At 65.7% G+C, this 13,414-nt stretch carries 14 protein-coding genes; 10 read left to right on the forward strand and 4 right to left on the reverse strand.

Annotated features, from left to right (window positions below):
- Positions 1-71 precede the first annotated feature (71 nt).
- From otnI to ACQ4WQ_RS24440, 3 genes are all read right to left on the reverse strand, one after another.
- Complete coding sequence (gene otnI, locus ACQ4WQ_RS24430; RefSeq protein WP_436500640.1) at positions 72-872, reverse strand: 2-oxo-tetronate isomerase; 801 nt, start codon at positions 870-872, stop codon at positions 72-74.
- A 243-nt stretch (positions 873-1,115) separates the two neighbouring features.
- A complete protein-coding gene (locus ACQ4WQ_RS24435) occupies positions 1,116-2,486 on the reverse strand; it encodes a DEAD/DEAH box helicase (protein ID WP_326457270.1) in 1,371 nt (456 codons plus the stop codon).
- A 187-nt stretch (positions 2,487-2,673) separates the two neighbouring features.
- A complete protein-coding gene (locus ACQ4WQ_RS24440) occupies positions 2,674-2,922 on the reverse strand; it encodes a hypothetical protein (RefSeq protein WP_436500642.1) in 249 nt (82 codons plus the stop codon).
- A 216-nt stretch (positions 2,923-3,138) separates the two neighbouring features.
- Between ACQ4WQ_RS24440 and ACQ4WQ_RS24445 the strand changes: the two genes are divergently transcribed.
- The 4 genes from ACQ4WQ_RS24445 to ACQ4WQ_RS24460 all read left to right on the forward strand — a co-directional run bounded on the left by ACQ4WQ_RS24445 (position 3,139) and on the right by ACQ4WQ_RS24460 (position 6,077).
- Positions 3,139-3,792 (forward strand): hydrolase, encoded by a 654-nt coding sequence (locus tag ACQ4WQ_RS24445; protein ID WP_092718713.1) that lies wholly within the window; start codon positions 3,139-3,141, stop codon positions 3,790-3,792.
- Positions 3,793-3,859: 67 nt separating this feature from the next.
- Positions 3,860-5,710, forward strand: a complete 1,851-nt coding sequence (locus ACQ4WQ_RS24450) for an amidohydrolase (protein WP_436500645.1) — start codon at positions 3,860-3,862, stop codon at positions 5,708-5,710.
- Between the two features lie 14 nt (positions 5,711-5,724).
- Complete coding sequence (locus ACQ4WQ_RS24455; RefSeq protein ID WP_102296730.1) at positions 5,725-5,922, forward strand: DUF1427 family protein; 198 nt, start codon at positions 5,725-5,727, stop codon at positions 5,920-5,922.
- Entirely contained in the window at positions 5,919-6,077 is a 159-nt protein-coding gene (locus tag ACQ4WQ_RS24460; protein WP_436500647.1) for a XapX domain-containing protein, read from the forward strand. Before ACQ4WQ_RS24455 ends, ACQ4WQ_RS24460 begins: the two co-directional genes overlap by 4 nt.
- 96 nt (positions 6,078-6,173) lie before the next feature.
- On the opposite strand, the gene ACQ4WQ_RS24465 is transcribed toward ACQ4WQ_RS24460, so the two are convergent.
- Positions 6,174-6,953, reverse strand: coding sequence for an inositol monophosphatase family protein (locus tag ACQ4WQ_RS24465; RefSeq protein WP_326457276.1), 780 nt, complete (start codon positions 6,951-6,953; stop codon positions 6,174-6,176).
- 196 nt (positions 6,954-7,149) lie between these two features.
- On the opposite strand from ACQ4WQ_RS24465, the gene ACQ4WQ_RS24470 reads away from it, so the two are divergent.
- The 6 genes from ACQ4WQ_RS24470 to ACQ4WQ_RS24495 all read left to right on the forward strand — a co-directional run bounded on the left by ACQ4WQ_RS24470 (position 7,150) and on the right by ACQ4WQ_RS24495 (position 13,297).
- Positions 7,150-7,914, forward strand: coding sequence for an RNA methyltransferase (locus ACQ4WQ_RS24470; RefSeq protein WP_326457264.1), 765 nt, complete (start codon positions 7,150-7,152; stop codon positions 7,912-7,914).
- A complete protein-coding gene (locus ACQ4WQ_RS24475) occupies positions 7,911-8,813 on the forward strand; it encodes a LysR substrate-binding domain-containing protein (protein WP_436500649.1) in 903 nt (300 codons plus the stop codon). The genes ACQ4WQ_RS24470 and ACQ4WQ_RS24475 overlap by 4 nt, the downstream gene beginning before the upstream one ends.
- An 89-nt stretch (positions 8,814-8,902) precedes the next feature.
- Positions 8,903-10,096 (forward strand): MFS transporter, encoded by a 1,194-nt coding sequence (locus tag ACQ4WQ_RS24480; protein WP_436500651.1) that lies wholly within the window; start codon positions 8,903-8,905, stop codon positions 10,094-10,096.
- A gap of 72 nt (positions 10,097-10,168) precedes the next feature.
- The gene (locus ACQ4WQ_RS24485; RefSeq protein ID WP_436500653.1) at positions 10,169-10,696 is read left to right on the forward strand and encodes a hypothetical protein; all 528 of its coding nucleotides are present in this window, start codon (positions 10,169-10,171) and stop codon (positions 10,694-10,696) included.
- A 7-nt stretch (positions 10,697-10,703) separates the two neighbouring features.
- Positions 10,704-12,344, forward strand: a complete 1,641-nt coding sequence (locus ACQ4WQ_RS24490) for a GMC family oxidoreductase (RefSeq protein WP_436500655.1) — start codon at positions 10,704-10,706, stop codon at positions 12,342-12,344.
- Positions 12,341-13,297 carry an esterase/lipase family protein gene (locus ACQ4WQ_RS24495; RefSeq protein ID WP_436500657.1) on the forward strand — a complete coding sequence of 319 codons (957 nt, stop codon included), beginning with the start codon at positions 12,341-12,343 and terminating at the stop codon, positions 13,295-13,297. Before ACQ4WQ_RS24490 ends, ACQ4WQ_RS24495 begins: the two co-directional genes overlap by 4 nt.
- Positions 13,298-13,414 lie beyond the last annotated feature (117 nt).

Genomic DNA, 13,414 nt, shown 5'->3' on the forward strand with positions numbered 1-13,414 from the left:
AGTACTGTATGGAAAGGTATTGTCGTGCCGGCCTGCGCTGCCCGCCTTGTGCGGGCGCAAGCGCGCTGCGATCAGGCGCCCATCGTGCCCGTTGTGCTCGTCAATTGCTCGCGCCAGCCCAGTCCGGCCGCGGTGTCGCTGGCGGGACGGTATTCGCAGCCGACCCAGCCCGCGTAGCCGACCTGGTCGAGCAGCTTGAACAGGTGGCGGTAATTGATCTCGCCCGTGCCCGGTTCGTGGCGGCCTGGCGTGTCGGCGATCTGGATGTGGCGGATCAGGGGCAGCAGGGCGCGGATGGTATTGCTCAGTTCGCCCTCCATGCGCTGCATGTGATAAATGTCGTACTGCAGGAAGATATTGCTGCGCTGGCAGTCGGCGATGATGTCGGCCGCCTGCTGGCTATGGTTCAGAAAGTAACCGGGCATGTCGTAACGGTTGATCGGCTCGATCAGCACGTTGATGCCGTGCGGACGGCAGACGTCGGCCGCAAACTGCAGGTTGCCGATCAGGCTTTGCCGCGCCCGCTCCAGGCTCATGCCGGGTGGCACGATGCCGGACATGCAGTGCAGCTGTTTCGCCCCCAGCGCCAGTGCATAGTTGAGCGCCAGCTGCACGTTGCTGCGGAATTCCTCGTTTCGGCGCGGGTCGCAGGCGATGCCCCGCTCGCCGTGTTCCCAGTCGCCGGGCGGAAAGTTGAAGACGGCCAGCTGCAGATGGTGGCGTTCCAGCCGCATGGCGATCTGCCGCGCCTCAACGGCATAGGGAAATAGAAACTCGACGGCATCGAAGCCCGCTTCCCTGGCGGCGGCAAAGCGGTCCAGGAAGGGCAGTTCGGTAAACATCATGCTGAGATTGGCAGCGAAGTTCGGCATGGCGGCACGCAGGTGTGGAAGATGGACACTATCCTAGCCCAAATCGGCAAAAGGTGGCGTGCATGAAAAAACCGTTCCAGAAGCAAGTCCTGGAACGGTTTTGTCGTCTTTTTGACACAGACAAACGCCGCCTGAAAGCGTAGCGAGCGGGAGTGATATTGCGTCGAGTCGCGCAGCCGTACCGAAGTACGGCGAGCAACGCAAACGCAATAGCGCCCCGCGCAGTAGCTTTAAGGCCGCGTTTTAGCGGCCGCGGCCGCCGGAGCGATGCGACGCTGCCGAACGCGGCGCATTGCCGGAACGGTTGCCGCCGCCACCGCCGCCCGATGGGCCGGCGCTGCGTGGCTTGGCGCCGCTGCCGCCCGTTTTCACGCGCACCACGGCGCCTGCTGGCGCGCGGCTGTTGTTGCGGTGACCACCGGTGCCGCTGCGCAATTGCACAGGCTGGGCGCGGGCGTTCAGGTCCGGCTCGAAGCCTGGGATGACTTCACGCGGCAAGGTTTGCTTGATCAGCTTTTCGATGTCTTTCAACATTTCGTGCTCGTCCACGCAGACCAGCGACACGGCTTCGCCCTTGGCGCCGGCACGGCCCGTGCGGCCGATACGGTGCACATAGTCTTCCGGAATGTTCGGCAAGTCGTAGTTGACGACGTGCGGCAACTGGTCGATATCGATGCCGCGCGCGGCGATGTCGGTGGCGACCAGCACTTGCAGGGTGTTGTCCTTGAACTCGGACAGGGCGCGCGTGCGTGCCGACTGGCTCTTGTTGCCGTGGATGGCCAGGGCGCCGATGCCGTCCGCGCCCAGCTGCTCGACCAGCTTGTTCGCGCCATGCTTGGTGCGCGTAAATACCAGTACTTGCGTCCAGTTGTTCGACTTGATCAGGTAGGACAGCATCGGGTGCTTCTTGTCGCGGTCGACGGGATGGATCTTTTGCTTGATCACTTCCACGGTCGAATTGCGGCGCGCCACTTCGATCATGGCCGGCTTGTTCAGCAAGCCGTCGGCCAGGGCCTTGATCTCTTCCGAGAACGTGGCCGAGAACAGCAGGTTCTGGCGTTTCGGCGGCAGCACGGCCAGCACTTTCTTGATGTCGCGGATGAAGCCCATGTCGAGCATGCGGTCGGCTTCATCGAGAATGAGGATTTCCACTTTCGACAGGTCGACGGTGCCCTGACCCATGTGGTCCAGCAAGCGGCCCGGCGTGGCGACGAGAATGTCGACGCCGTGCTTGAGCTGCTTGATTTGCGGGTTGATGCCGACGCCGCCGAAGATCACGGTGGAGTTCAATTTGGTGTACTTGCTGTAGGCGCGCACGCTTTCCTCGACCTGCGCGGCGAGTTCGCGCGTCGGTGCCAGGATCAGGGCGCGGATCGGGCGCGTCGAGGTGTTGCTGGTGATGGCAGCGCCATTCGTGTCGGTCGACAGGCGGTGCAGCACGGGCAGCGTGAAGCCGGCCGTCTTGCCGGTACCGGTTTGTGCACCGGCCAGCAAGTCGCCGCCAGCCAGCACGGCGGGAATCGCCTGCGACTGGATCGGGGTCGGCACGGTGTAGCCGTGTTCGGTAACGGCACGTACGATAGCGTCGGACAATCCGAGGGAGGAAAAGGACATGGTAACTTTATTGTGAGATCGGCCTGTCGCCATCGTGGGGCGCCAGTCGCAGGCAATCAGATTAGGGGTCGAAAGACAGCGGCAAGGGGACTGGTCATATGTGCCGCACACGCGAAGTATAACAGCCTGGCAAAAACGCGCCTGTTTTGTTTCAGGTTTGCAATGCCGCAAGTAAAGAAAAGGGTGGCTAGTCGTCGATCTCGTCGACGGCGTAGCGCACGCTCTGGGCATCGAGGTAGCCGCGCACGGCATCCAGGCCGTGCCACGGGTCGGGGCGCAGGTACTGGCATATATACAGGCCCGCGTCCGTCAGCCTGGCGTCGGTGTCGGGCATGGCGGCGCCGGGCGCGCGCGGCGCCGACGCTTCGAGCAACTGCGCGATGTGCTGGCGCTGGTCCTGCGCCAGGCTGGCCGTGATCCTGAATTCAAATCCCATGTTCTTCCCCTTGTGCGTATGCCGGTGCGCTTATTTTATATCATCGAAAAAATTGCATATAGCTTGGCATTCTTTCCGTTTTTGTTTTCAAAGTATCTCGTCCATACTGCATAGCACTGGCCCGGCACACACAGCGTGACGCAAGGGCAGGAGCAGAAACACCGTACAAGGACCTCGCTTTTTTCATATTCAATTATTTTCACTAAGAAAAACATCATGCCTATCGCCACCGCCCAAGCCGCCCAAAAACTGCTGACCCCGAACGACCATACCCTGATCATGATCGACCACCAGTCGCAGATGGCGTTCGCCACCCGCTCGATCGACCTGGCCCTGCTGCGCAACAACGCGGCCCTGGTGGCCAAGGCGGCGGCGGAATTCAAGGTGCCGACGATTCTGACGACGGTGGCCGCCAAATCCTTCTCCGGCCCTATCTTCGACGAAATCCAGTCCGTCTTCCCCGAGCAGGCGCCGATCGACCGCACCAGCATGAATACCTGGGAAGACGCGCGCATCGCCGACAAGGTGAACGGCTACGGCAAGGGCAAGATCGTGCTGGCCGGCCTGTGGACCTCCGTCTGCATCGTGGGGCCAGCCTTGTCGGCGCTGGAGCAGGGCTTCGAAGTGTACGTGATCGCCGACGCCAGCGGCGACGTCTCCGACGAAGCCCATGCGATGGCCATGCAGCGCATGATACAGGCGGGCGCGCAGCCGATGACGTCCGTGCAATACCTGCTGGAACTGCAGCGCGACTGGGCTCGCGGCGAGACCTACAACGAGACGGTGGCGACGGCCGTGGCGCACGGCGGCGGCTATGGCCTGGGCTTGATCTACGCCAAATCCATGTTCAACGCCAGCGAAGGCCATTGATTTTTCACTGACTCCGGCTCCGCCGCCCGCCGGCGGGGCCGTGTTTTCATTTGATTCTGGAGTTCTCATGCACGCAAACACGATCTTGCTCAATGGCCGTTTCCACACGGTCGACCGGACGCAGCCGCTGGCGTCCGCCGTCGCCATCGCCGATGGCAAATTCCTCGCCGTGGGCGACGTCGAAGACGTGATGCGCCATCGCGGTCCCGCCACGCAGCTGATCGACCTGGCTGGCCGCACCGTCATTCCCGGCCTGAACGACTCGCACCTGCACCTGATCCGCGGCGGTTTGAACTACAACCTGGAACTGCGCTGGGAAGGCGTGCCCTCGCTGGCCGACGCCTTGCGCATGCTCAAGGAGCAAGCCTTGCGCACGCCGAACCCCCAATGGGTACGTGTGGTGGGCGGCTGGACGGAATTCCAGTTCGCGGAAAAGCGCATGCCCACGCTCGATGAAATCAACGCGGCCGCGCCCGACACGCCCGTCTTCATCCTGCACCTGTACGACCGCGCCCTCTTGAACCGGGCCGCCCTGCGCGCCGTCGGCTACGACAAGAACACACCGAATCCGCCCGGCGGCGAAATCGTGCGCGACGCGGCCGGCAACCCCACGGGTTTGCTGATCGCCCGGCCGAACGCCATGATCCTGTATGCGACCCTGGCGAAAGGCCCGAAGCTGCCGCTGGAATTGCAGGTGAACTCCACGCGCCAGTTCATGCGCGAACTCAATCGCTTGGGGCTGACCAGCGCCATCGATGCGGGCGGCGGCTTCCAGAATTATCCGGAAGACTACGCGGTGGTCGAGGAACTGGCGCAAAAGGAGCAGCTGACCATCCGCATCGCCTACAACCTGTTCACGCAAAACAAGGGCGCGGAATTGCAGGACTTCCAGAAATGGACGGGCATGGTGAAACCCGGCGACGGCACCGACTTTTACCGCCACAACGGCGCCGGCGAAATGCTGGTGTTTTCCGCCGCCGACTTCGAGGATTTCCTCGAGCCGCGCCCCGAGCTGGCGGCTGGCATGGAGGATGAGCTGGAAAAGGTCGTGCGCCACCTGGTCGAGCAGCGCTGGCCGTTCCGCCTGCACGCCACCTATGACGAATCGATCGGCCGCATGCTCGACGTGTTTGACAAGGTCAACCGCGACACGCCGTTCGGCGGCTTGCACTGGCTGTTCGACCATGCGGAAACCATCAGCCCGAAAAATATCGACCGCGTGAAAGCGCTGGGCGGCGGCCTGGCCATCCAGCACCGCATGGCTTTCCAGGGCGAGTACTTCGTCGAGCGCTATGGTGCCGACGCGGCCAAGGCCACGCCGCCCGTGCAGCGCATGCTGGACGCGGGCGTGCCCGTGGGCGGCGGCACGGATGCGACCAGGGTCGCCAGCTACAACCCGTGGACGGCGCTGTACTGGCTGGTATCGGGGCGCACCGTGGGCGGCCTGGCCTTGACGGATGCGGCGGGCAGGTTGTCGCGCGACACGGCGCTGGAACTGTGGACGGCGGGCAGCGCCTGGTTCTCGAGCGAGCAAGGCAAGAAGGGGCGCATCCGCGAGGGCATGCTGGCCGATTTGAGCGTGCTGTCGGCTGATTACTTTACGGTGCCGGAAGAATCGATCAAGTCGATCGAGTCCGTGCTGACCATGGTGGGCGGCAAGGTTGTCTATGGCCAGGGAGAATTCACGGCGCTGGCGCCGCCACCGATTCCCGTGCTGCCCGAGTGGTCGCCCGTGCGCACGGTGCCCGGCCATTACCGGCCCGCGGCCAAACCGGCACAAGCCATGCTGCCGCACCAGTGCGCGGGTGCCTGCGGCGTGCATGCGCATGCGCACGACCGGGCGCGCAAGTCGGCCGTGCCAATCAGTGACTTTTCCGGTTTCTGGGGCACGCTGGGCTGCAGCTGCTTCGCTTTCTGAAAGAGGAGAGGATCATGCGCTGCAAGAAAGTCATCCTGGGCCTGCTGCTGGCCTTTGTCGTGGGCTTCGTGTGCCAGCTGGCGCGCATTCCCGTGCCGGCGCCGCCCGTGCTCGGCGCCGCGCTGCTGGTGTTCCTGACCAGCTGCGGCTACTGGCTCACGGGGCTGTACCTGCAGCGCCGCGAGCAGGCAGAAAAACGGGAGGCGCCATGAACGTCATGCTGGCCGGCTCGGTGCTGGGATTGCTGGTGGGCGCGGTATGCCGCTGGTTCGACCTGCCGTCGCCCACGCCACCCACGCCCACGGGTGCGGCGATGGTGGTGGCCATGACCCTGGGGTTTGTGGTGGCGGGGCAGTTCGGCTCCTGAATGCAAAAAAACCGGCCAAGGCCGGTTTTTTTGTGGGTGCCGCTCGCGCTGTACGTAGGTCGGATTAGCGTAGCGTAATCCGACAAGCCTGCGCTATCAGGCGAAAGGCGCCAGCAGCGTGATCATCTGGCCGAAGATCTTCGGGCTGGCGGCGATGACGTCGCCCTTGTACAGGTAGTCCGATTCGCCGGAAAATTCACCGACGATGCCGCCCGATTCCGTGATCATCAGGGCGCCGGCGGCGATATCCCAAGGCTTCAAGCCTTTTTCGTAGAAGCCGTCCAGACGGCCGCAAGCGACGTTGGCCAGGTCCAGCGCGGCCGAACCGGCACTGCGCACGCCCTGGCTGCGTTCGGCCATGATCTGGTACATCTTCAGGTATTCGTCGAGCGCGCGCGGGCCGGCGCCGTGACCGGTGCCCAGCATGGCATTCGAAATGCGGTCCAGCTTGGTGACGCGGATGCGTTTTTCGTTCAGGTAGGCGCCGGCGCCCTTGGTGGCCGTGAACAGGTCGTTGCGCACCGGATCGTAGATGACGGCTTGCGTGACGACGCCGCGATGCGCGAGGGCGATCGAGATGCAGTATTGCGGGAAGCCGTGGATAAAGTTGGTGGTGCCATCGATCGGGTCGATGATCCACTGATATTCATTCTCGTCGTGCGAGTTGGCGGAAGCTCCCGATTCCTCGGCCAGGAACGCGTGGTCCGGGTAGGCCTTGGACAGCACCTCGATGATGGCTTGTTCGGCCGCCTGGTCGACGTCGGTGACGAAATCGTTATGTTGTTTTTCCGTGACGACGACGCGGTCGAGGTCAAAAGAGGCGCGATTGATGACGGCGGCGCCGCGGCGGGCGGCTTTGATCGCCGTGTTGAGCATTGGGTGCATGTGAGCTTCCGTTAAAAGCACGCGACCGCCCATGACTGCCTTGCGGCGCCGGTACGATAGAGTGCAAGAATGAATTAAAGAGCGGAGCGGTGCCGAAGTGGTTAAAATCCCGGCCTGGAGTCAGCGTTTTGTGACTCCGTTTCCCCGAAATTTCCTGTATCGATACCGCGCAATAGCGCTATTTTAAATGAATCTGCCCGAAATCAACACGTCTCTTTTCAAACGCCTGCGATTTATTCTTGTCGAAACTAGTCGCTCTGGCAACATTGGCGCCGTCGCGCGCGCCATGAAAACGATGGGTTTTTCCGATCTGGTGCTGGTCAATCCCCGTTTTCCCGACGCCTTGACGGATGCGGAAGCGGTGGCCTTCGCCAGCGGCGCGCAGGATATTCTGTCCGGTGCGCGCATCGTCGGCTCGATCGCCGAGGCGCTCGAAGGCTGCAATTACGCGGCGGCCGTGTCGGCCCGTCTGCGCGAATTCTCGCCGCCCGTCACGGCCCCGCGCGCCATCGCGGCGCAATTAGCGGCCAGCGAAGACCTGCACGCGGCCGTCATCTTCGGCAACGAGCGTTTCGGCTTGCCCAACGAGATCGTCGAGCAGTGCAATGTGCTGATCAACATCCCCGCCAATCCCGAGTATTCCTCGCTGAACCTGTCGCAGGCGGCACAGGTCGTCGCCTATGAGTGCCGCGTGGCGGCGCTCGGCGATACCCAGGCGGCTAGCCCCGTCGGCTTCCATGGCGACGCGGCCAGCCTGGCGCAGGTCGACGGCATGTATGCGCACCTGGAACAGGCGCTGGTCGCCATCGATTTCCTCGACGCGGACAATCCGAAAAAGCTCATGCCCCGTCTGAAACGCCTGTTTTCGCGCACGGGGCTGGAGACGGAAGAAGTCAATATCCTGCGCGGCATCGCGCGGCATATCCTGGCAGTGGCCAAAAAAGGCCCATGATCGAGACGCGGCTGCTGCGCCAGTTCATCGCCGTCGCCGAGGAACTCAATTTCCGGCGCGCGGCCGAACGGCTGCACATGGCGCAGCCGCCCCTGTCGCAGGCGATCCTGCGGCTGGAAGAAGCGCTGGGCTACCCCGTATTCGAGCGCACCAACCGCAAGGTCAGCCTGACGCCGGCGGGGGATGCTTTCCTGGCCACGGCGCGCCAGGTGCTGGCCAGCCTGGAAGAGGGCGTGGCCGCCACGCGCCGCGTGGCCCAGGGTATCGAAGGCCATCTGCGTCTCAGTTTCATCCACATTACGCCCTACGCCCACGTGCTGGACGCCTTGCGCGCCTTCCGCGCCGCCTCGCCGGCCGTGCAATTTACCTTGCGCGAGGCGTCGACGCAGCAGCAGGTCGAGTGGCTGGAGCGGGGCGAGGTCGATATCGCCCTGCTGCGCGCCCCCGGGCGCAGCACGCCCGGCCTGCGCTTCGAGCGCCTGTCCGGCGAAGACATCGTGATCGCGCTGCCGTTGCACCACCGCTGCGCGGGGCAGGCGCGCGTGGACCTGGCGGACCTGGCCGGTGACGATTTCGTCGCCTCGCCGCGCGAGCTGGGCCAGGGTTTTCATGACCAGCTGGCCAGCCTGTGCCTGCATGCGGGTTTCGTGCCGCACGTGGCGCAGCAGGCGCGCCGATTGCAAACGGTGCTGGGCCTGGTGGCGGCCGGCTTTGGCGTGGCCCTGCTGCCGGCGAGCCTGGCGGCGTGCGCGCCGGCCGGTGTCGTCATGCTGCCGCTGGCAAGCAGCGCGCCCGAGGCCTTGCGCCAGCTCGACCTGTACATGGCGTGGGACCCGCAGCGCACGTCCGCCGTGCGCGAACGGCTGCTGGCGCAATTGCGGCGGTCCGCTGCTCAATGAGATGTATATAGTCTCATTTCAAGATAAATAAGATATTTTACAGATGAAGGCCCAAGGGCCAGCATGGCGTTTTGATTGTCGGGAATGCCATGTCCAACGTTACGCCGCGCCGCCGCGCGCTACCTTCCTCCATTTATTGGCTGTCCCTGTGCAGCTTTGCCTTCGGCTTGTGCGAATTCATCGCCGCCGGCCTGTTGACCCCCATGGCGCGCGACCTGCACGCCAGCGTGGCGGCGGCCGGCGGCGCCATTGCCGCGTATGCGCTGGGGGCGGCCATCGGTGCGCCCGTGCTGACGGCCCTGCTGGCGCGCCGGCCCATGCGCCAGGTGCTGGTGGCCACTATGCTCGTGCTGGCGGCCGGCAGCGTGGCCATGGCGGCGGCGCCGGCGCTGGGCGCGCTGCTGGGGGTGCGCTTTGCCGTGGGCCTCGCGCATGGCGTGTTCATGGCCGTCGCCTCGCATGCGGCCACCAGCCTGGTCGACCCTTCCCGCGCGGGGCGGGCGCTGTCCATCGTCTGGCTGGGTCTGACCCTGGCGCTGGCCGGCGGCGTACCGCTGGGGACGTGGCTGGGCGCCGTCTCGTCGTGGCGCTGGGTATTTTTCACCATCGGCGCGCTGGCCCTGTGCGGCGGCGCCGGCTTGCGCTTCGCCATGCCCGCCGCGCGCCGGCAGCTTGCTGCCACGTCGGCCCTGGCCAGCCTGCGCGCCATCCTGCAGAAGCCCCTGCTGCTGGCGGCCGGCGTGGCGGCGCTGGTCAGCGTGGCCACCTTCAGCTTTTTCACGTACGTCTCGCCGTTCCTGCTGCAGCTGGGCGGGCTCGATGCGGGCTGGCTCAGTGCCGCCATGTTGTGCTTTGGCGCGTGCGCCATCGGCGGCAACCTGCTGGGCGGCTGGTGCGCGGACCGCCCGTCCGCGCTGCGCGCCACCATGCTGGCCCTGGCCGCGCTGGCGCTCAATCTGCTGGCCTTTTATCTGCTGCGCGCCCATCCCCTGGCCATGCTGGCCCTGTGCGGCACTTTGGGCTTGCTGTTCTTCGCCCTCGTGACCCTGTCGACCATGCGGCTGCTGCGCCTGGCGCAGCAGCATTGCCCGGGCAGCGACGCGGTTGCGGCGGGCTTGAATATCGCCGCCTTCAATGCGGGCACGGCTGCCGGCGGGGCGCTGGGCGGTGTGCTGATCGTCGCCTTCGGCTTGCCCGGCATCGCCATCGGCGGTGCGCTGGCGGCGCTGCTGGCCATGCTGCTGCTGTGCTTCCAGTCGCGCAAACTAGACGGCTCGCTCTAGTTTTTGCGCGCGGAAGCGCACTTCCTTTGGCGTACACTGGCCTGCAAAAGGCGGTACAAAACAAGGGGAGACATGGGAATGCGACGCAGATCGTTTTTGAAGCTGGGCGTGTTTGGGGCCTGTGCGCTGGCGGCCGGCGGCGCCGCGTACCGCCTGGTGCGCGGGCCGGCGCCTCCTGGCCGTTTCGTGCTCGACGGCGAGGCGCGCGCGGCGCTGGCGGCCATCGTGCCGGCCATGCTGGGCAGCGCGCTGCCGCAAGATACGGGCACGCGCGCCGCCGCGCTGGACGGCGCCATCGCCGGCGTGGACACGGCCATCCATGGCTTGCCCCTGGCGGCGCAGCAGGAAGTGCAGGATCTGTTTGGCTTGCTGGCGCTGGCGCCCGCGCGGCGCTTCGTCGCCGGCGTGAACGATGGCTGGGTCGGGGCCGATCCGGCCCAGGTGGCCGCCTTTTTGCAGGCGTGGCGCACGCACCGCCTGGCCACCCTGCAGACGGCTTACCTGGCCCTGCATGACCTGATCCTCGGCGCCTGGTATGCCGATGCCGCCCACTGGGCCGCCATCGGTTATCCGGGACCGCTGCCCGAACTGAGCGCATAAGGCCACCATGAGCACATCCCCCATTCTTGATCCCATCGCCGCCGGCATTGCGGCAGGCTGGAACGTCACCGACGTCAGCACCCTGGGCACCGACCGTACCCTGGAGGCGGACGTTGTCGTCATCGGCAGCGGCGCCGGCGGCGGCGTGACGGCGGAAATCCTCGCGCTGGCCGGCCTGACAGTGCTGATCGTCGAGGAGGGCGGCTTGAAGTCATCGAAAGACTTCAAGATGCGCGAAGCGGACGCCTATCCCGCGCTGTACCAGGAATCGGCCGCGCGCAAGACGCGCGACAAGGCGATCAATATCCTGCAAGGGCGCACGGTGGGCGGTTCGACCACCGTCAACTGGACCTCGAGCTTTCGCACGCCGCCCGGCACCCTGGAATACTGGCGCCGGCACTTTGGCTTGTCCGGCTATTCGGTGGACGCCATGGCGCCGTGGTTCGCCATGATGGAAAAACGCCTGCACGTGAGCGACTGGGCCGCGCCGCCCAACGAAAACAACGATTTATTGCGCCGCGGCGCCACGGCGCTGGGCATCCCCACGGCCGCCATCCGGCGCAACGTGAACGGCTGCTGGAATCTCGGCTACTGCGGCATGGGCTGCCCGACCAACGCCAAGCAGTCGATGCTGGTGACGACGATTCCGTCGGCGCTGGCGCTGGGCGCCGGCCTGCTCGTGCATGCGCGCGCCGAGCGCTTTACCTTCAAGGGCGGGCGCGTCGACAGTCTGCAAGTCACCGCGCTGGACGCGGCCGGGCAGGCGCCGACGGGCGTGCGCCTCACCTTGCGCGCCAAGCACTTTGTGCTGGCCGGCGGCGCCATCAACTCGCCGGCGCTGCTGCTGCGCTCGCAGGCGCCCGATCCGCACGGCTTGCTGGGCCGGCGCACCTTCTTGCATCCGACCGTGGTGTCGGCGGGCCTGTTCACACAGCGCGTCGACGCCTATGCGGGCGCGCCGCAGACGATTTATTCCGACCATTTCCTGCACGTGGCGCCCATCGATGGCCCCATCGGCTACAAGCTCGAAGCGCCGCCTTTGCACCCGCTGCTGATGGCCACCACCATGGGCGGCTTCGGCGATGAACACGCGCGCACCATGCGCGAATTTCCCCATGCGCACGCCTTGCTGGCCCTGCTGCGCGACGGCTTTCACCATGAGGCCGTCGGCGGCAGCGTGTCCCTCGACAGCTTCGGCGCGCCCGTGCTCGACTATCCGCTCACGCCGTTCATCTGGGATGGCGTGCGGCGCGCGCTGCTGTCGATGGCGGAAATCCAGTTCGCCGCCGGCGCGAAAAGCGTATATCCCGTGCACGAGATGGCCAGCCATTACACGAGCTGGACGCAGGCGAAGCAGGCCATCGGCGCTTTGCCGATGAAGGCGCTGCTGGCGCGCGTGGTGTCGGCCCACGTGATGGGCGGCTGCGCCATGTCCGACGATGCGCGCCTGGGCGTGACGGGCGCCGACGGCCGCTACCACGGCGTGCGCAACCTGTCCGTGCACGACGGCGCGCTGTTTCCCACGTCGATCGGCGCCAATCCGCAACTGACGATCTATGCGCTGGCCGCGCGCCTGGCCAGCGGGCTGGCGCGGGAGCTGACGGGTAAGCCTGCCCCCGTTCCCGTTTCTGCTGCGACGACGGCATGATCGCGCGCATCCTCAAATGGCTGATGCTGCTGCAGGTGCTGGCCGTGCTGGGGTTGGCGTACCTGGCCATGCAGGCGTGGGGAGTCGCCTCGCCCGCCATGGCCCTGCTGCTGGCGGCCGCCATGCTGCTGGCCGTGCGCGCGCTGATCGTGGCACGCAATTTCCAGCAGAGCCGGCGCCTGGGCAGTCCCGTGCCAGCGCAATACCAGCTGGGCGCCATGGGCGCCGCGCGCCTGTTTTTCGGCGAGCTGCGCGCCACCCTGCGGTCCTCGTCGTGGGACATGCTGCATCCGCGCCTGCATGCTGCCGACAATGTCGCTGGCCAGGGTGTGCCGGTGCTGCTGGTGCACGGCTATGTGTGCAACCGCGGCTACTGGGCGCAGCTGAGCCGCCAGCTGGCACGTGCCGGCATCGCGCACGACGGCGTCGACCTGGAGCCGATAGGCGCCGACATCGAAGACTTCGTGCCGCAGGTGGCGCAGGCCATCGGGGCGCTGTGTGCGCGCACGGGCAGCGACCGCGTCATCATCGTCGCCCACAGCATGGGCGGCCTGGTGGCGCGCGCCTGGCTGCGCCGTTACGGCGCGGCCCGCGTGGCGCGCATCGTCACCATCGGCACGCCGCACCACGGCACGGCGCTGGCCAACCTGGCGGCGGGCGCGAATGCGCGGCAGATGAGCCGTATCGATGGCGCGCCCAGCGCCTGGCTGGCGCAGCTGGCCGCCAGCGAGACGCCGGAAACGCGCGCCCTGATCACGTCGATGTATTCGCATCACGACAATATCGTCGCGCCGCAAGCGTCCGCGCAGCTGCCCGGCGCACGCAATCTCGCCTTCGGCGGCATCGGCCACGTGGCGCTGGCCAGCGACGCGCGCGTGCTGCGCCAGCTGCTGGCGGAAATCACTATCAAGAACGTAGTCGCCCAGCCCCCTTCGGCCCCGCATTTTGCCTGAGCCCTGTTGTGTTTTATCTGCATGGCAAGACTGTCTCTTTTGACTCTGCTGTTGCCCCTGTTTAACAACGCCAGGGGCAGATAATGCTGTTTTCCACTGGCGTACTGTATTAAGCTA

This window comes from Janthinobacterium goodfellowi, from assembly GCF_051380695.1.
In the GTDB taxonomy this organism is placed as follows: domain Bacteria; phylum Pseudomonadota; class Gammaproteobacteria; order Burkholderiales; family Burkholderiaceae_D; genus Janthinobacterium.

Bases quoted from the DNA above. Each gene is read 5' to 3' on its own strand.
- otnI (WP_436500640.1), bottom strand. From the start codon at position 872: ATGCCGAACTTCGCTGCCAATCTCAGCATGATGTTTACCGAACTGCCC.
- ACQ4WQ_RS24435 (WP_326457270.1), bottom strand. From the start codon at position 2,486: ATGTCCTTTTCCTCCCTCGGATTGTCCGACGCTATCGTACGTGCCGTT.
- ACQ4WQ_RS24440 (WP_436500642.1), bottom strand. From the start codon at position 2,922: ATGGGATTTGAATTCAGGATCACGGCCAGCCTGGCGCAGGACCAGCGC.
- ACQ4WQ_RS24445 (WP_092718713.1), top strand. From the start codon at position 3,139: ATGCCTATCGCCACCGCCCAAGCCGCCCAAAAACTGCTGACCCCGAAC.
- ACQ4WQ_RS24450 (WP_436500645.1), top strand. From the start codon at position 3,860: ATGCACGCAAACACGATCTTGCTCAATGGCCGTTTCCACACGGTCGAC.
- ACQ4WQ_RS24455 (WP_102296730.1), top strand. From the start codon at position 5,725: ATGCGCTGCAAGAAAGTCATCCTGGGCCTGCTGCTGGCCTTTGTCGTG.
- ACQ4WQ_RS24460 (WP_436500647.1), top strand. From the start codon at position 5,919: ATGAACGTCATGCTGGCCGGCTCGGTGCTGGGATTGCTGGTGGGCGCG.
- ACQ4WQ_RS24465 (WP_326457276.1), bottom strand. From the start codon at position 6,953: ATGCTCAACACGGCGATCAAAGCCGCCCGCCGCGGCGCCGCCGTCATC.
- ACQ4WQ_RS24470 (WP_326457264.1), top strand. From the start codon at position 7,150: ATGAATCTGCCCGAAATCAACACGTCTCTTTTCAAACGCCTGCGATTT.
- ACQ4WQ_RS24475 (WP_436500649.1), top strand. From the start codon at position 7,911: ATGATCGAGACGCGGCTGCTGCGCCAGTTCATCGCCGTCGCCGAGGAA.
- ACQ4WQ_RS24480 (WP_436500651.1), top strand. From the start codon at position 8,903: ATGTCCAACGTTACGCCGCGCCGCCGCGCGCTACCTTCCTCCATTTAT.
- ACQ4WQ_RS24485 (WP_436500653.1), top strand. From the start codon at position 10,169: ATGGGAATGCGACGCAGATCGTTTTTGAAGCTGGGCGTGTTTGGGGCC.
- ACQ4WQ_RS24490 (WP_436500655.1), top strand. From the start codon at position 10,704: ATGAGCACATCCCCCATTCTTGATCCCATCGCCGCCGGCATTGCGGCA.
- ACQ4WQ_RS24495 (WP_436500657.1), top strand. From the start codon at position 12,341: ATGATCGCGCGCATCCTCAAATGGCTGATGCTGCTGCAGGTGCTGGCC.